General features: G+C 40.8%; 22 protein-coding genes. 17 read left to right on the top strand and 5 right to left on the bottom strand.

Annotated features, from left to right (window positions below; translation table 11 throughout):
• Positions 1–34 precede the first annotated feature (34 nt).
• Positions 35–946 carry a diacylglycerol kinase gene (locus ICW23_RS16875; protein WP_188154830.1) on the top strand — a complete coding sequence of 304 codons (912 nt, stop codon included), beginning with the start codon at positions 35–37 and terminating at the stop codon, positions 944–946.
• A 159-nt stretch (positions 947–1105) separates the two neighbouring features.
• Positions 1106–2497 carry a 23S rRNA (uracil(1939)-C(5))-methyltransferase RlmD gene (rlmD, locus tag ICW23_RS16870; protein WP_188154829.1) on the top strand — a complete coding sequence of 464 codons (1392 nt, stop codon included), beginning with the start codon at positions 1106–1108 and terminating at the stop codon, positions 2495–2497.
• 82 nt (positions 2498–2579) lie between these two features.
• Here the strand turns inward: rlmD and ICW23_RS16865 are convergent, their stop codons facing one another.
• Positions 2580–3182, bottom strand: coding sequence for a response regulator transcription factor (locus ICW23_RS16865; RefSeq protein WP_016936992.1), 603 nt, complete (start codon positions 3180–3182; stop codon positions 2580–2582).
• Positions 3183–3796: 614 nt separating this feature from the next.
• On the opposite strand from ICW23_RS16865, the gene ICW23_RS16860 reads away from it, so the two are divergent.
• The 8 genes from ICW23_RS16860 to ICW23_RS16825 are packed head-to-tail and all read left to right on the top strand — an operon-like array spanning position 3797 to position 9844.
• On the top strand, positions 3797–4360 hold the full coding sequence (locus tag ICW23_RS16860) for a GNAT family N-acetyltransferase (protein WP_016936991.1): 564 nt from the start codon (positions 3797–3799) through the stop codon (positions 4358–4360).
• Positions 4361–4378: 18 nt separating this feature from the next.
• Positions 4379–4642 (top strand): acyl carrier protein, encoded by a 264-nt coding sequence (locus ICW23_RS16855; protein ID WP_016936990.1) that lies wholly within the window; start codon positions 4379–4381, stop codon positions 4640–4642.
• A gap of 1 nt (position 4643) precedes the next feature.
• Positions 4644–5084 carry a 3-hydroxyacyl-ACP dehydratase FabZ gene (fabZ, locus tag ICW23_RS16850; protein ID WP_016936989.1) on the top strand — a complete coding sequence of 147 codons (441 nt, stop codon included), beginning with the start codon at positions 4644–4646 and terminating at the stop codon, positions 5082–5084.
• Between the two features lies 1 nt (position 5085).
• Complete coding sequence (locus tag ICW23_RS16845; RefSeq protein WP_016936988.1) at positions 5086–6285, top strand: beta-ketoacyl-[acyl-carrier-protein] synthase family protein; 1200 nt, start codon at positions 5086–5088, stop codon at positions 6283–6285.
• A gap of 18 nt (positions 6286–6303) precedes the next feature.
• Positions 6304–7254 (top strand): beta-ketoacyl synthase N-terminal-like domain-containing protein, encoded by a 951-nt coding sequence (locus ICW23_RS16840; protein WP_016936987.1) that lies wholly within the window; start codon positions 6304–6306, stop codon positions 7252–7254.
• Between the two features lie 10 nt (positions 7255–7264).
• On the top strand, positions 7265–7978 hold the full coding sequence (locus ICW23_RS16835) for an SDR family oxidoreductase (RefSeq protein ID WP_016936986.1): 714 nt from the start codon (positions 7265–7267) through the stop codon (positions 7976–7978).
• Positions 7979–8014: 36 nt separating this feature from the next.
• Entirely contained in the window at positions 8015–8968 is a 954-nt protein-coding gene (locus ICW23_RS16830) for an ABC transporter ATP-binding protein (RefSeq protein WP_016936985.1), read from the top strand.
• Positions 8969–9844 (top strand): ABC transporter permease, encoded by an 876-nt coding sequence (locus ICW23_RS16825; protein ID WP_016936984.1) that lies wholly within the window; start codon positions 8969–8971, stop codon positions 9842–9844. It abuts the gene before it with no gap.
• Between the two features lie 352 nt (positions 9845–10196).
• Here the strand turns inward: ICW23_RS16825 and ICW23_RS16820 are convergent, their stop codons facing one another.
• From ICW23_RS16820 to ICW23_RS16805, 4 genes are all read right to left on the bottom strand, one after another.
• Positions 10197–10667 carry an antitoxin YezG family protein gene (locus tag ICW23_RS16820; RefSeq protein ID WP_016936983.1) on the bottom strand — a complete coding sequence of 157 codons (471 nt, stop codon included), beginning with the start codon at positions 10665–10667 and terminating at the stop codon, positions 10197–10199.
• Positions 10668–10711: 44 nt separating this feature from the next.
• Positions 10712–11182, bottom strand: a complete 471-nt coding sequence (locus ICW23_RS16815; protein ID WP_016936982.1) for an antitoxin YezG family protein — start codon at positions 11180–11182, stop codon at positions 10712–10714.
• A gap of 191 nt (positions 11183–11373) precedes the next feature.
• The gene (locus ICW23_RS16810) at positions 11374–11580 is read right to left on the bottom strand and encodes a bacteriocin immunity protein (RefSeq protein ID WP_014417133.1); all 207 of its coding nucleotides are present in this window, start codon (positions 11578–11580) and stop codon (positions 11374–11376) included.
• Between the two features lie 22 nt (positions 11581–11602).
• A complete protein-coding gene (locus tag ICW23_RS16805; RefSeq protein ID WP_188154828.1) occupies positions 11603–13471 on the bottom strand; it encodes a T7SS effector LXG polymorphic toxin in 1869 nt (622 codons plus the stop codon).
• A 299-nt stretch (positions 13472–13770) separates the two neighbouring features.
• Here ICW23_RS16805 and ICW23_RS16800 point away from each other — a divergent pair, with 299 nt between their 5' ends.
• The 7 genes from ICW23_RS16800 to ICW23_RS16770 all read left to right on the top strand — a co-directional run bounded on the left by ICW23_RS16800 (position 13771) and on the right by ICW23_RS16770 (position 17128).
• Positions 13771–14490 carry a YebC/PmpR family DNA-binding transcriptional regulator gene (locus tag ICW23_RS16800; RefSeq protein WP_014469866.1) on the top strand — a complete coding sequence of 240 codons (720 nt, stop codon included), beginning with the start codon at positions 13771–13773 and terminating at the stop codon, positions 14488–14490.
• Positions 14491–14665: 175 nt separating this feature from the next.
• Positions 14666–14971 carry a spore coat protein gene (locus ICW23_RS16795; protein WP_099743867.1) on the top strand — a complete coding sequence of 102 codons (306 nt, stop codon included), beginning with the start codon at positions 14666–14668 and terminating at the stop codon, positions 14969–14971.
• A gap of 146 nt (positions 14972–15117) precedes the next feature.
• Positions 15118–15366, top strand: coding sequence for a spore coat-associated protein CotJA (cotJA, locus tag ICW23_RS16790; RefSeq protein ID WP_003155704.1), 249 nt, complete (start codon positions 15118–15120; stop codon positions 15364–15366).
• Positions 15350–15613 (top strand): spore coat protein CotJB, encoded by a 264-nt coding sequence (cotJB, locus tag ICW23_RS16785; protein ID WP_007408934.1) that lies wholly within the window; start codon positions 15350–15352, stop codon positions 15611–15613. The genes cotJA and cotJB overlap by 17 nt, the downstream gene beginning before the upstream one ends.
• 14 nt (positions 15614–15627) lie before the next feature.
• Positions 15628–16197: a spore coat protein CotJC gene (gene cotJC / locus ICW23_RS16780; RefSeq protein ID WP_013351314.1), complete on the top strand. Its 570-nt coding sequence runs from the start codon at positions 15628–15630 to the stop codon at positions 16195–16197.
• 88 nt (positions 16198–16285) lie between these two features.
• Positions 16286–16819, top strand: a complete 534-nt coding sequence (locus ICW23_RS16775) for a GNAT family N-acetyltransferase (protein ID WP_188154827.1) — start codon at positions 16286–16288, stop codon at positions 16817–16819.
• Between the two features lie 30 nt (positions 16820–16849).
• Positions 16850–17128: a YesK-like family protein gene (locus ICW23_RS16770; protein ID WP_045927134.1), complete on the top strand. Its 279-nt coding sequence runs from the start codon at positions 16850–16852 to the stop codon at positions 17126–17128.
• Positions 17129–17137: the final 9 nt, after the last annotated feature.

Below are 17137 nucleotides of genomic sequence, written 5' to 3'. Positions count from 1 at the left end.
TGGATCGGATACTCTTAAGTAGGATGATGAGATAATGAAACGTGCACGCATAATATACAATCCGACTTCAGGACGGGAGCTTTTTAAGAAAAATCTTGCCCAGGTCCTGCAAAAATTTGAACAAGCCGGTTATGAAACCTCCACCCATGCCACCACATGCGCGGGGGATGCCACTCACGCCGCAACAGAAGCCGCTTTGCGGGAGTTTGACCTGATTATCGCAGCCGGCGGAGACGGAACGATTAATGAAGTCGTCAACGGCCTTGCGCCGTTAGACAACCGCCCGACACTCGGCATCATTCCGGTCGGCACGACAAATGACTTCGCCAGAGCGCTGGGCATTCCGAGAGAGAGTATACTGAATGCCGCTGATACCGTCATTAACGGCGCAGCCCGCCCGATCGACATCGGTCAGGTGAATGGTCAGTACTTCATCAACATCGCCGGCGGAGGCCGTCTGACGGAGCTGACGTATGATGTGCCGAGCAAACTGAAAACGATGCTCGGCCAGCTTGCTTATTATTTAAAGGGAATGGAAATGCTGCCTTCACTTCGACCGACAGAAGTCGAGATTGAATATGACGGCAAGCTGTTTCAAGGCGAAATTATGCTGTTTTTAGTGACGCTGACCAACTCGGTCGGCGGATTCGAGAAGCTGGCCCCTGATTCCAGCCTGAATGACGGCATGTTTGATTTAATTATTTTGAAAAAAGCCAATCTCGCGGAGTTTATCAGAGTCGCGAGCATGGCGCTCAGAGGCGATCATATTAACGATCAGCACATTATTTACACAAAAGCGAACCGTGTAAAAGTCAATGTATCAGAAAAGATGCAGCTGAACCTGGACGGCGAATACGGCGGCATGCTGCCGGGAGAATTCGTGAATCTGTACCGGCATATTCACGTCATCATGCCGAAGGAGAAAGCGGAACAGCTGGATGATTAATACGCGGACAAAATCCTAAAACAGTATTCGTTTTAGGATTTTGTCATCTTTTCAGCGTGATCGGAAACCTTTGAAGGCCTGAATTTGAAGGTTTGCCAGCACGCTGAAACAAGGCTTTTGGCCGAGTTTTCTTTCGCTTAAAACTAGAGGTGATTATAGATGAAAATGAAACCCCCGGTAGAAAAAAATGAATACTATGACGTGACATTTGAGGATTTAACGCACGAAGGAGCGGGCGTCGCAAAGGTTGAGGGCTTCCCGATCTTCGTGCCGAACGCCCTGCCTGAGGAAAAAGCGCAAATCAAAGTGACACGCGTCAAAAAAGGCTTCGCTTTCGGCCGCTTAATCGAGCTGAAGGAAGAAAGCCCGCACAGAACGGATGCCCCGTGCCCGATCTACAAGCAATGCGGCGGCTGCCAGCTCCAGCACATGACCTATGAAGAAGGCCAGCTCTTGTTTAAACAGAAACAAGTCAAAGACGTCTTAGAACGGATCGGCAAGCTGGATCTCTCTAAAGTCACCGTGCACCCGACGCTCGGCATGGAAGACCCGTGGAACTACAGAAACAAAGCGCAGGTGCCGGTAGGAGAAAGAGAAGGCGGACTCGTCGCCGGATTTTATCAGCAAAGAAGCCATGACATCATCGACATGAGCGCCTGCCTGATTCAGCAATCCAAAAATGACGAAGCCGTCCAAGCCGTCAAAGATATCTGCGCAAACTACGGTGTCAAAGCCTACAACGAAGAACGCCACAAAGGCTGGCTCCGCCATATCATGGTCAGATACGGCGTCGTTACGGGCGAAATGATGATCGTCTTCATCACAAGAACAAACGACTTCCCGCACAAAGCGAAGATCATCGAAGACATTACGGCGCAATTCCCGCACGTCAAATCAATCGTGCAAAACATCAACCCAAATAAAACAAACGTGATCTTTGGGGACGAAACCAACGTCATCTGGGGCGAAGAATACATCTACGACCTCATCGGAGACGTCAAATTCGCCATCTCCGCCAGATCGTTCTATCAGGTTAACCCGGAACAGACAAAAGTACTCTACGACAAAGCGCTTGAGTACGCGGAGCTGCAAGGGGAAGAAACCGTCATCGACGCCTACTGCGGCATCGGAACAATTTCTCTCTTCTTGGCGAAGCAGGCGAAAAAAGTGTACGGCGTCGAAATCGTGCCGGAAGCCATCGAGGATGCGAAACGCAATGCTGAGCTGAATGGCATCAAAAACGCAGAATTCGCAGTCGGAGAAGCAGAAACCGTCATTCCAAAGTGGTACGAAGAAGGCATCACGGCAGATACACTAGTCGTCGATCCGCCAAGAAAAGGCTGTGACGAAGCGCTGTTGCGCACAATCATCGACATGAAACCGAAGCGGGTGGTGTACGTGTCCTGCAACCCAGGTACGCTTGCAAGAGACCTGCGGGTGCTTGAGGATGGCGGGTATCAGATGCTCGAAGTGCAGCCTGTGGATATGTTTCCCCATACGAATCATGTGGAGTGTGTGGCAGTGCTTTATTCTAAGGATGCAGTTCATTAACTGTTACTAAGAAGAAGGAGTAAAGATAATAAATATCTTTACTCCTCTCATTTAAGAAAGTTGCTATTTTTTAATCCTTAAGTTATACATGTAGCAGCCCTCGTTTAATTCCGTTCACAACTGCTCCAACTCTTGAGTTGGCGTCCATTTTTTGAATAATAGAAGAAATATGACGTTCTACAGTTCTTTTACTTAACTTTAATGCAGAACTGATTTCCATATTTGTTTTATCCTCTGCTATCAACTTCAGTACCTCCAGTTCCTTATGAGTAAGGCGATCAACAGAAAGGTTTACAGCATGTTGAGGAAATACATGGTTTCCTGCAAAAGTTTGTTTGACTGCAGTTATTAGTTCATTAATTGAATTTTCTTTCCTTACATAAGCAGCAGCTCCAGCATTGTATGCTGCATATATATATTCATCATACTCATAACCGGATAATATTACAATTTTTAACTCCGGAAATGTTTTCTTAATGTTTCTTGTCAAGGAGATTCCATTAAAAGATTTCATCCTAATATCAATAATTAGAATATTGGGACAATGGTAGTCGATTTCATCATATATCTCTGCAGGATTTGATAAAGTGCTAACTACTTCAACGACTCTGTCGTGTTCTAGCAATTGTTTAATACCTTGTACCATCATCATATGATCATCTAACAGCAATACTTTGATTTTCAACTGATTTACTCCATTCATTGGAAAAGTAGTTGTAACAATAATGTGTTAAAACGTTTTTATCTTTGGTTATAAATTAAAACAGAAAAGGATCGAATATAAGATATCTGCTTTGGGCTTTAGTCATTTCTAAAATGATGTATATCCTGATCATTGGTAAGAAGGTTTATAAACTTTTTTATAGATAAATGTCTATAATACTGTCCTTATGGAATATTATATCATTTTTCTTGTTTTTAATCTAGATAAAAGCATAATATACTATCCCTTTTTTGTTATTTATTTCTTAATAATTCATATTTTTAATTACTTAAATTTCCTAAATTGATAACAACCTCAAAAAAAACCTTCAATTAACAATAATAAGCTGGCGACATCGCGCCAGTTCTTTGGCGGGATTTACGGATTTCATCTGAGTCAATATTTTGATATTTTTATGTAGAGAAGAAAATATTGGTTAAATAGAGGCAGAATATACTATTTTCACTGATGTTGTTTTTGGGATACACCTCGAAAATACTGTGATGCACTTCAGCTAAGGTGTAGACAGAGTAAACTTTTTAAAGAGTTACAGAGTCAGGATTTAATCTTGAGATGGGAAAAAGGGAGGGGTAATAATGTTAAAAGTAAAGATCTTAGAAACCGAAGAAGAGAAAAAAGAACTATATGCAACGAGATATAAAATCTTTGTTGAACAGGAAAAATCAGTACCTGCTGAAAATTATAAGGACGGTTTATTAAAGGACCATTCTGATGATTATGCTTACCAAATCGGTTGTTATGAAGGCAGTTTATTAGTTGGGTTTATGACTTTAATTGTAAAAAAAGATGATGAATTATTAGAGGTTGAACAAACTCATAATTTGAAACCGCAAGTGAATGAAAAATATGCAGAAGTCATGAGATTAGTCGTGTTAGAAACATCTTTTACTAAAACGATTTCAATGAAAGGTAAAGTAATGAACCTTCTATTTGATAAAGTGAAAGATATTATTATCTCTGAAAATATTACTCATCTTCTTTTACAGAGCAGAGAGAAATCTAAAAAAATGTACGAAAAAATAGGGTTTAAACAAATCGGTGATTTTAAATTATACAGAGAAAAATCATACCAATGTCCTATGAAGCTTGACGTAATGAAAGTAAGCGAAAAGGTAGTAAATATATCGGAATTTATTTAATGAAAGGGATGGAGCTAAATGAGTCTGGAAACATTAATTAGTGTAGAAAAAAAAGAAAAGCTAGTGGGAATGATCACGGAAATCTTGGAAGTGGAACCAGAAGAAATAAAGGATGATACAGATCTGGTTGAAGAATTAGATGCTGACTCAATGATGGCTTTAGAAATCTTAGCCTGTGTCGAAAAGGAGTTTCAAATAAAAATACCGGAAGAAGAGTTACAAAACTTCACCACAGTAAATAATATTATTTCAATTATTGAAGAAAGAATAAAGGAAAAATAATATGAATTCATTGTCGCATGATGAGGTTTTAGAGAAATTACCGCAGAGATACCCTTTTGTAATGATAGATCGAGTGATCGAGGCTAATGAAACTTACATAACAGCTATGAAAAATGTATCAGGAAATGAACCGTGCTTCCAAGGGCATTTCCCTGAAAAGAAAATATTTCCGGGTGTGTATATCACAGAAGCGATTGCTCAAGCAGCTATTCTTTTGTTTTCACAGAACGAAAATTCAGCAGAAACAAAACAAACTCTTCCTCTCCTTTACCACACAAATGTGAAATTTAAAAAGCCAATTGTACCGGGAGATCAAATGATAATTACATTAAATATAATAAAGAAAATTAGTAAGGCTGCAATTGTGAAAGCTGAAGTGAAAGTAAATGATTCTAAATGCGCATCGGGAGAATTGACCTTTACACTTGTGGGAGATGAATAATTTGAAAAGAGTTGTAGTAACCGGTACAGGAGCTATTACCTCAATAGGCCTTAATTCAAAAGATTTTTGGAGATCTTGTTTAAGTGGAGAGTCCGGCATTTCACCTATTCAAAAAGACGGACTTCAACTATTGGATCCTAAATATGGCGGTCAAATTCATAACTTCAATGCTTCTGAATGGATTAAAGTTAACGATTATAAGTCAATTGGAAGAGGTTCTCAATTGTTAATTGCAAGTATGTATGATGCAATCAAAAATGCTGAATTGAAGCCTGAAACTTATAAAATGGCAGATTTATATGTTGGAACCACTATGGGTGAAATATCCATTGAAAAAACTGACTATAATCGTCATTTGGAAGAAGCTAGCCCTCAACATCTTTTAGACCAAGGATTCTTGCATACGTTATTAGCAAATGCCTGCAGAGAATTTGAGTTACAGGGAGAGACAATGCTTGTTGCAAATGCTTGTTCTGCAGGTAATTATGCAATTATTCAAGGCTATGAAAAGATCAGAAACGGAGAACAATCTATCTGTTTTACAGCAGGAGAAGATCCTTTCTCGACTATTGCTTATTACGGGTTTAACCGATTAAAGGCTATTGCAGCAAAAGAATGTAAACCATTTGATGCTCACAGAGATGGAATGCTTGTTGCTGAAGGAGCGGGCTGTTTAGTATTAGAAGAATTAGAACACGCCCAACAAAGAGGGGCTAATATCTTGGCAGAAGTTAAAGGGTATGGAGTTTCATGTGATGCTTATCATATCACTGCGCCGCATCCTAATTCGACAGGGATAATACAAGCCATGGAAAAAGCTATAAAAAAGGCTGGTATTACAACTGATAATGTAGATTACATCAGCGCTCATGGTACAGGTACTCAAGCCAATGATAAAGCGGAATCGTTTGCAGTTAACCAATTATTTAATAAAAAAGTGCCGATGAGTTCAATTAAGTCCATGATAGGTCATTCTATGGGGGCTGCAAGTCTTCTTGAAGCGATTGTATGTTGTAACGCTGTAAAAGAAGACGTTGCACCTCCAACAATAAACTTTGAACTAAAAGATATAAATTGTGATGTTGATTGTATTCCAAATAATAAACGGTCATTTCCTATTGAGTATGCTATGAATAATTCTTACGCTTTTGGCGGCGCCAATTCCAGCATCATTTTTAAGAAATTCAGAGACAATTGCTAAAAATGGAGATGAGTAAAAATGAATATTATTGGAAGAGGTAAAGTCCTTTCTGAAACAATAAGCGTGGAAAGCATAAGAAATAACGTAGAGATAAACGGTATCCTTGAACCTGAGAATTTTGATATAAAACAGTATGTTAAATATAAAGGACTCCGTTCATTAACAAAAGCAACTAATTTAGCAATTGCATCAATAAGTGAGGCAATTACAGATGCGGGAAGCAGATACAGTGAACATTCACTAGAAAGAATCGGTGTTTTTGTGGGAAGTACATTAAACCCTTTGGATGCCGCTTATCATTTTATGACAGATGTCTATGAAGCTTCTCCGGATTTTGTGAGTCCAGTTAAATTCTCTAGTTCCGTATTAAATAATATTTCCGGATGGGCTTCCATTGTATACGGAATAACAGGCCTAAACTCTACTGTAATTTCAGGAAATCTTTCTGGAATAGACGCTTTAAAAATGGCAGTTTCGTATATAAACAATGATGTTATTGATGTTGCCATTGTAACTGCTGTTGAGGGAAACGAAGCAGGATCCATTTATCAACAAGGGAACCTTCAAAAAAAAGTAAATGCTGTTACAGGCGCAATTTCGTTTATTATAGAAAAAGATGAAAATAACTATCCAAATATAGAAAATATAAATAGTTTCCAACATACTGAAGATAATAGAGATAAAATCATTATGAATTTAGAAAAAGATTTAAATAACGGAATAACAAAAAATTTAATTTATGGTTCAAATAATTGCAATGATGAAATCATTTTTAACTATTTAAAAAGCAAAAAATTTGACGATGAATTAAATATATTGGATATATCTCGAAGCTCTGGGATGTCAAATGCTTTATCTGGGTTTTTGAAGTTGCTGGTATCAATGGACATGGAAGGTGAAACATTAGTGATCGAGACGAATGAAGTTGGAAACGATAGCATCATTAAAATAAATTCAAAAATTAGTTGAGGATCAGATTATGAAAAAAATAGCCATTATAACGGGTGGTACCGGAGATTTAGGACAATCACTTATTGATAAATTTCATCATAATAATTATATTGTTTATTTTACGTATTTTGGAAATGTCGAGAGAGCTAAAATGATTGAAGAAAAATACCCTGGAACAAAAGCTATAAAGGTCGATGTCAGAGAATACAGCCTTGTGAAAGAATTTATCGAGCAAATATATAAAACGCATGAACGAATAGATTGTCTAATTAATAACGCCGGAATTAATAAAGATAAAACAATTTCTTTTATGAATCAAAAGTCTTGGTCAGAAGTAATCGATACAAATCTGAACGGTACTTTCAATTGTTGTAAATTCGTCTCGAAATATATGATCAATCAAGGTTATGGTTCAATTATTAATATGTCCTCGGTTTCAGGTATAAAAGGTATTGAAGGCCAGACTAATTATGGTGCGGCAAAAGCAGGGGTTAACGGGCTTACAAAAACTTTAGCGAAAGAATTGGCAAAGTATAATGTTAGGGTCAATTCCGTTTGCCCAGGCTTTATAGAATCAGACATGACAAGTAATTTGGACGAGGACAGGATGATCAATCTTATCCCAATGCAGTATGTAGGAAGTCCGGATGATGTAAGTGAATTATCACTTTTTTTGGCGGAAAATAGATCCAAATACATTACTGGGCAAATGATTGCAGTTGACGGAGGACTAACAATCTAGCATAATTTAGTAATCTTACTTTTCGAGGTGAACAGAATGGGAGAAGAACAAGACATTATTACAGTAACGGATCTGCGCAAAAAATATGGATCATTTGAAGCAGTGAAAGGGGTATCCTTTTCTGTCAAACGCGGCGAGCTGTTTGCATTTCTGGGAACGAACGGTGCGGGGAAATCGACCACTATCGATATTCTCTGTACGCTGATTAAAAAGACATCCGGAAAAGTGGTAATAGACGGTTTTACGCTTGGTGAGGGGAAAGAGAATAATCATATCCGTAAAAAGATTGGGGTTGTCTTTCAAGAGAGCATTTTGGACGAACGATTGACCGTTTATGAAAATATCATGAACCGCGGACAATATTATCATTTAAGCAAGGCACAAGTGCAAGAGAACTATCAGTTTGTAACAGACTATTTAAAATTGGATGATATTAAGGAGAAAAAATACAGCGATTTGTCAGGCGGACAAAGAAGAAGAGCAGATATTGCCCGTGCCATCATCCATAAACCGACTATATTATTTTTAGATGAGCCTACTACAGGTCTTGATCCGCAAACGAGAGTATTTGTTTGGAATGCGATTAAAAGGCTGCAGGAAGAAACAAACATGACAATCTTTTTAACGACCCATTACATGGAGGAGGCCGCTGTGGCTGATAACGTTGTGGTCATCAAAGAAGGACGTCTGATCGCAGAGGGCACACCGAGTCAGCTGAAAGATCAATATGCGTTTGACAGTCTGCATATGATATTTAAGCAAGGCGTTGATCCGACTGCGTGGTTTGAAAATAAACAACTGGATTTTACGGTTAAAAACTCTATTTATTCCCTTCGTGTAGAGTCCACTCTTCATGCGTTGGACATTTTGAAAGGTCTTGAAGGAAAAATTGAATCTTTCGAGGTGATTAAAGGGAATATGGATGATGTGTTTATCCATATTATCGAAGAACAAGGAAGCAGTTTGCCAGTAAAGGGGAGCATTGCGTAAATGAAGTCTTTATCCAGTTTAATCAGCAGAAATATAAAAATTTACTTCCGTGATCGAACGCTTTTGCTTCTTTCTTTGCTGTCAGTATTTATCGTCATTCTGTTATATGCCGTGTTCTTACAGCAGACACAGCTGGACGCTATTAAAGCTCTGGTCGGTTCGACAGATGATTCCAAAGCAATGGTGAACGAATGGATGGTGGCGGGATTGCTGTCCATTACAGCTGTGACAACGACTTTAGGCGCTTTCGGAATTATGGTGAAGGATAAAGAAAGCAAGAGAACGTATGACTTTTTAACAGCTCCTTTATCAAGGGCGACCATCCAATTGAGCTACGTCATTCATTCATTTGTCATCGGTTTGATCTTTTCTTTCATCGCCTTTTTAGGCTGTGAAATTTTTCTCGTCTCAACAGGCAGCAAGCTTTTAAGCGGTACAGATATACTTGAAGTATTGGGGATTATTGTTCTTTCAGTTGCACTGTCAAGCTCTATTAATTTATTTTTAACGCTGTTTATTCACACACAAAATGCATTTTCGACGTTAAGTACGATTGTCGGAACAGCCATCGGTTTTTTATGCGGAGTTTATGTGCCGATCGGCGGTGTACCGGCTTTTGTACAGAAGATTATTATGTATTTCCCTATCAGCCATACCGCTGTTCTGTTCAGAAAGGCGTTTATGACAGATTCAGTTGACAAAGTATTTAAACATGCCTCTGCGGAACAAATACAGGAATATGAAAAGCATTACGGGATCGTCTACAAGTTAAACGGCCATTTTATCAGTACGGCAGCAAGCTTGTGGATCATTGTCATTACAGCTATCATATTTACCGTTATATCTATTTTCATATTTAAAAAACAAAATAAATAACCTATTCAGTCGATACATAACGATTTAACAGGCAGCATCCGTTTACTGGATGCTGCCTGTTTTGCTTAGTCTTATGGGAGCATGCCCATATTTTTGTGCTTCCGCAAATTCTGTCTTTGTGTACATTAGTCAAGATATCCTGATTGTCAGCTTTTTATTTTTCTTTCGCTAGTCTTGATGAAATCTTCAAAAATACATTTTTGTCCATTCACAAGGTATGATTTATTTAATTTCTGGCTAATAAGCTGGTACAGATCTTGCATTTTTAAGTTTCCAATCTTTTCACTTTCAATCCTCGAGAAATCCCAGTATAAAAAATAGCCCAGCAAAGAAGTGCTGAGCCATTATTGATTTATAGACCGAAGTAGTTTATTACAAATTCTTTATCGCTCTCATCTTCAGGCAATATCCCTAAATTTTGATATTCCCATACTGCTTGGCGTTGAGTACCGTTTAAGTCTGAAGCAATGACATCGGTGTAATCATAATCTATTGCTAATTTCCCGCTTCTTTCTAAATGTAAAGTGAGGTTTGTCCATAAGTCTTCATTGTTTGTTTTAAATTCATTTCGTAACTCTTCGAAATAATCATGCAACTCATATAGAAGTTCGTCATATATATCTTCATCAACATTAAAATGTTCAGGAATATCGTGTGAATATATATATCCCTGATTTTGTGGAGTAGTAAAGAAGAAGTAAACTTCTGAAGAGTCATCTAAAATTTCGGCATAAAGAGCAACCTTCTCCCACTCAAAGGGGATAATTTCATTTATTTGCTCAGCGATTTTTTGATATATTATTCCCATCTTTTCAGTTTCCACAATATCAGAATCCTTTTTAATTTTTTTAGCCGTTTGAAAGCTTATTATATGTTTAGATACTCTTCTATGAATTTTCTATCTTCCTCATCAGCTGGCAGTATGCCGAGATTTTGATATTTCCAAACATCTCGTCTTTGAAGGTCATCAAGTTGAGAGGATAAAACATCATCATAATTATAATCAATTGAAAACTTTCCGGTGTTTTCTAATTTTAAAGTGAGATTTGTCCAAATATCTTGATTGCCTAGCTTAAATTCTGCTTTTAGTTCTTCAAATAGCTCTTGAAGTTCAATTAGCAGTTGATCGTAAATCTCTTCGCTCACCTCAAAATGTTCAGGTATATAATGAGAAAATAAATAATCACTGTTATTTAGTGTTGTAAAATAAAAGTATATATCCGCTGAGTCATCAAGTATTTCAGCATATAAAACGATCTTTTTCCATTGAGATGGAATCATTTCATTAATTTGTTCTGCTATTTTTTGATATAATAAATCCATTTTTTGAGTCTCCATAAAATCATCTCCAGAAACAAAAATAGCCCAGTAGAGAAGAGCTATTTTTGTTTTGTAGATTCCAATACCAATAGACGGTGGGGGTACTGCCCATTGGTGTAAATTATATGAGAACTTTAAAATTTCACCCTTAGAGTCCTAATTGGACAAAACATCTTGATTGTTATTGAAGGTTACGGGCTATAGTGTGATTACTCTTCTTTATAGTTTAGAGCAATCTCCACAATTTGCTCAGCTGTGTATTCTTCATCGCTCCAAAAAATTAAATCACTTGGTGCAGGATGAGGGACATTTTCTTCTAATAAATCGATGTATTTACCAATTACCTCATCTTCTAATTCAGGATTCATAATTTTTTTCACCAATGAGACTAATTCTTCTTTTGACATTTTATTCAAGGATAATTCTTCCTTTCTACATTTAATTTTTACTTCCTTTTTTTCCGAAATGATAAGCCGGATCTAGTATCTCTTGATGCATTTTGGGAGAAGTAATAATTAGGTTATCTAAATTATACACATCCCCACCTTTATCAATAGGTTGTTTATGGTGTAAAATATATGACTTATGTTTACCGTAATGCTCTTTTTTAGGCGCGATAGGGGAATTCCCGTTTTTCATTCTTGCTATGTTATTTTTATTAAATTCATTTGCATATTCAGTGTTTGCTATTGATTTCCAGAATTCTTTTCTGAACTCATCAAATGATTTGAACTCCTTCCCAAGGAGCTGTTTACGTACTTCTTGAGGTATAACCCCTAATTTACCATTATTGTACATTAGTCTTTCTTGAAGCTGAAGCCCTCTGCTTGGAATTGCTTTACCAGTTGCAACACCTGGAATGTTTCTTTTGGTGAACAGAATGCTGGATTCTTTAGTTTCTTCTATAATTTTCTTTAACAAAGGCGTATTCTTCACATTGTGAGTATTTTCAATATCCTGTGCTATTCCGGCAAGCGTGGGTTCATACTTATTTTTCGAAACGGAATTGATATAATCCTTTCCTTTTTCAATCCCGGTTTTTACATGTTTTGCAGCCGCTTTTTCACCGGCTTCCAAGACGTTATCCACTTTGGCGGCGCCTGTTTTCGCGAGCTTGCTTGATACTTTGACAGCTGAGCCGGAACCTTTTAGTCCGACGATACTCCCGATGGCGTAGGTGATGTAATGTGATCTTGAATACGCATCCCCGTTAACCATTTTATCATTCCATGAATCCGCCAGGTTTGTCCATATGATTTTTGCGTAGGAGGGCGTGTTCAATACAGCCGATATGGTTTTAGCGACTTTTTGTTCATCGGAGAGATGGTAAAAATCCCATGCGCCGACAGCCAGGTCTTTGACGCCTGTTATGGTGTCTTTCCCGACATCATAAAGGCCGACGCCTATTCCTTTGACGATGTCCCAAGCCGTTTCTCCGACTTCTTCGAGCTGTTTTGCTTGTTCAAGCTGCATCACATATTGCACCTGAGCAGGTTCAAGGTTTTCATAGCCGATCTTCTTCGCAATTTCCAAATATTCATCCGGATCGGTGACACCATCGGCCAGCTTTTTCTTTAGATCTTTGATTTCCCGCTCTTTCGCTTCTTCCTTTTTAATCGTCAAATAAGTATCTGAATGTCTTGCAATCTCGCCTTTTTTCTTATGGATGTCGCTTTCTCGGTACGCTTTGGCGTTGTAGTGAAGCGGCGTGGCGCTTTTTCCTTTGCCTGTGGCATTTTGAAGTTTCTGGAAGTCAGCTTGGATGAACTGTTCGTTCGCTTCGGTTTCTGCGTATTCATTCATTAGATCGTGATCAAGCTTGCCGAGTTTATGTATGGTTTCGCTTCTTTTTTTGTCAGCTGAAGAAAGCTTCTGATCTGTGCTTTCCGTTGAAAATAAATCAAGCGAGATGATGTCATCGATCTCTCCGAGGATGGAGCGCATGTCCTTTTTCTGCTCTTCCATAATCGCTTTTGATTTACTGAGGGCGTGGGTGAGCTCATGCTCCAGAAATGATTCCTCCACATGCGAATTGGAAAGTCCGGCATCTTCGACCTTGCCGGGAAGGCTTGTGAGAAATGCGATTTTCATGTCGATCAGATCAAGCCAGCTGTCTGTGATGCCGGCGTGGTCTTGGAAGAAGGCTTTGATGTTGTCGGCGCCCTGGCCTGAGAAATCATTGTCCCCAAGATCAGCCATGCCTTGAAACGCTTTTTTCAGGTTGACCATCTGACCGCGCAGTTTTTTGTATTCACCCGCGCGCTGTTTGGCAGCGGCAAGCAGGCTGTTTGCTTCGAAAACTTTCATGACCATGTCCTTTCTTTTGTTCGATATCAAAATTTTACCACGCGAATCGGGATATACAGTGTAGGAAATAGGTAATAAGAATAAAATGAATCTTTCGGCTTGCGACTTCCTTCCTGTATGAAAGGAGGCTTTTTATGTTTTGTACAATAACCCTCAAATACGGCTTAGTGCGCCGCGGTGATTTTAAGCGTGCCTGTTTTTTCTAATGTCTTACACTCGAAACAACCTAATCGCTGAGGTATAATAGAAACAGAGTATTTAATCATACAGATTCAATTCGTGAAAGAGAGTGGAACAAAATGGGCCGTAAGTGGAACAATATTAAAGAAAAGAAAGCATCAAAGGACGCAAATACGAGCCGGATTTACGCGAAGTTCGGCCGTGAGATTTATGTGGCGGCAAAACAAGGCGAGCCAGATCCGGAATCGAACCAGGCGTTAAAAGTGGTGCTTGAGCGCGCAAAGACGTACAGTGTGCCGAAAAACATTATTGAGCGTGCGATTGAAAAGGCGAAAGGCGGCGCGGAGGAGAACTTTGACGAGCTGCGTTACGAAGGTTTCGGGCCGAACGGTTCAATGATCATCGTGGATGCGTTAACGAATAATGTAAACCGCACGGCGCCTGAAGTGCGCGCCGCATTCGGGAAAAACGGCGGAAATATGGGTGTGAGCGGGTCTGTCGCTTACATGTTCGATGCGACTGCCGTTATCGGCGTTGAAGGCAAGACGGCGGATGAAGCGCTGGAATTGCTGATGGAGGCTGATGTGGACGTTCGCGATATTTTGGAAGAGGATGACAGTGTTATCGTGTATGCCGAGCCTGATCAATTCCATGCTGTACAAGAGGCATTCAAAAATGCCGGTGTTGAAGAGTTCACAGTTGCGGAGCTGACGATGCTTGCGCAAAATGAAATCGAGCTTCCGGAAGATGCGAAAGCTCAATTTGAAAAGCTGATCGATGTGCTGGAAGACCTCGAAGACGTACAGCAGGTTTATCACAATGTAGATTTAGGCGAATAAAGACAAAAAGGCCGGGGCGGCATAAGTTCCGGCCTTTTTATTTTGCTTATGCGGCCTGTATCGTATTTCTCCGTAAGCAATTATTGATTATTTCGCCAAAACTGGGCGGATGCCCATACGTTTCCTTCCGCATGTCATAAACTGGACTGTAACCTATGTGAAGGAGCGATAAATCATGGATGAAAGAAGACCGATTTACGGCGGCGGCTTTGGCGGCGGCTATGGAGGGTTTGGAGGCTACGGCGGCTACCCGGGATACGGTTTTGGCGGCTACGGCGGCTACGGCGGCTTCGGAGGATATCCGGGATACGGTTTCGGCGGAGGCTACGGCTACCCGGGATACGGTTTTGGCGGTTACGGCGGCTACGGCGGCTATGGAGGGTTTGGAGGCTACCCGGGATACGGTTTTGGCGGCTATGGCGGAGGCTACGGCGGCTACCCGTTCCATCATCATCATCATCGGGACAGCCAATATATCTGACCATTCGGGAAAAGCACTCTTGGACAGCAAGAGTGTTTTTTTGTGACCGTTTCTAAGCGCCGGGCTTTTTTCATTTCTTGCGGGGCATAAATGCCGTTACGGGTTCATACCTATTAAGGTCATGTGTTTAGGAAAGGAGGATCGTAATGAAAGAAAATCAGCCGTTTACACCGGTTAAATCTTATAAGCCCTTCCACAGCCGGTTTGATCCCTGCCCGCCGATCGGGAGAAAATACTACAGAACGCCGCCGCATCTTTATATGCGGTTTCAGCCGTATCACTTGGAGCAGTTTTCTCCGATGGAGGCATTGAGAAAAGGGACCCTTTGGAAGGATCTTTACGATTTCTATGATAATCCTTATCGGGGGGGAATCGAATATGGCGAAAAAGATTGATGATGAATACTATCGGCTGCTGGAGCAAATCCAGGCGGCGGACTTTGTCTTGGTGGAGCTGACGCTTTATCTGGATACGCATCCCCATGACCGTCTCGCGCTTCAGCAGTTTCATGAATATTCCCGGTACTCAAGGCAGCTGAGAAAACGGTTTGAACCTGAGTACGGACCGCTTCTGCAATTTGGCGTGAGTCAGGTTGGCGCGCAGTGGGATTGGGGCCGCGGTCCTTGGCCGTGGCAAGTATAAGGAGGGATCTGTAAATGTGGGTATATGAAAAAAAGCTGCAGTATCCGGTTAAAGTGAGCACATGCAACCCGATGCTGGCTAAGTTTTTGATTGAACAATACGGCGGGGCTGACGGCGAATTAGCCGCCGCGCTCCGGTATTTAAACCAGCGCTACACGATTCCTGATAAGGTGATCGGCCTGCTGACAGATATCGGCACGGAGGAGTTTGCCCATTTGGAAATGATTGCGACGATGATTTATAAGCTGACAAAAGATGCGACCCCGCAGCAGCTGCGTGATGCAGGGCTCAGCGACCATTACGTCAACCATGACAGCGCGCTGTTTTATCATAATGCGGCCGGAGTTCCGTTCACGGCGTCTTACATACAGGCAAAGGGAGACCCGATCGCTGATTTATATGAAGATATCGCTGCTGAAGAGAAGGCGAGAGCGACGTATCAATGGATTATTGATATTTCCGATGATCCTGACCTGAATGATTCACTCCGTTTTCTGCGTGAGCGTGAAATCGTTCACTCCATGCGTTTCAGGGAAGCGGTTGAGATTTTAAAAGAAGAACGTGATAAGAAGAAAATTTTTTAAACGGCCCTCAAACATGACGGCTGTTTTTTTCCTTTCTGCGTTTGGTCTATAATGAAGGTGTCGAATATTCTGATTACGGGAGGATTTTATGACACCATTTACGATTACGGAAGAGATGGCGGGAGCCTTCCGGGTCACCCCCGCCCGGAAGGATGATACAAAAGAGGTGATGGAGCTGCTCGTGTCAGCGGCGGAATGGCTTCGGGATAAAGGGTCAAACCAGTGGAGCGGGCTTTTGCAAGGGGAAGATACCCACAATATGCGGGAGGCAATCGCCAAAGGACATGTTTTTCTATTCAGGCAGAAAGCTGAGCTGGCCGGTGTCGTCATGCTGCACCCCGAAGCAAGCGAGTGGGACAGACGTCTATGGGGCAATGAGGGACATGGAGAATCCGTATATCTGCATCGGCTGGCGATTAACAGGCGGTTTGCAGGCGCGGGACTCGGCCGGACGATCATGACTTGGGCGGAGACGGGGGTGTCTTGTCCGGGAAAAACAAAAATCCGGCTCGATTGCGTGTCTGATAACAAGGCGCTTCAGTCGTTTTACAGCGGGATGGGATACGAATCAAAAGGATTTGCATCAGGTTATCATTTGTTTGAAAAAGAGATGAGCAAATAAAAAGCTCCTCATGACGGAGGTGCAAGAGACATGGGATATTTTTATCTGATCTGTCTGGCCGCGTTTTGTCTTAATTTTGCCGTATCGGCTGTTCTCCGTAAAAAATGGCCGAAAAAGATGTGGCCTGAATGCCTTTTGGCGGTACTGGGCCTTGCTGCATTCGGTACGGTTGTTTACAGCATTTTCGGTGTCGGCGGCTGGGAAGGGATGGGCCTGGGCCTTGCTGCGATGTTTGCCGGTTTCGGAGCGGCCGTCGGTTATGTTGCTGAGACGTGCGTTCGGGTCGTGAAATCGAATCAAAAACATTAAACTGAGAAA

This window comes from Bacillus sp. 1021, from assembly GCF_014534735.1.
Lineage (GTDB): Bacteria > Bacillota > Bacilli > Bacillales > Bacillaceae > Bacillus > Bacillus siamensis.
Note: the sequence above shows the minus strand (reverse complement) of the source record. Positions and strands in the feature narration are given on the sequence as shown.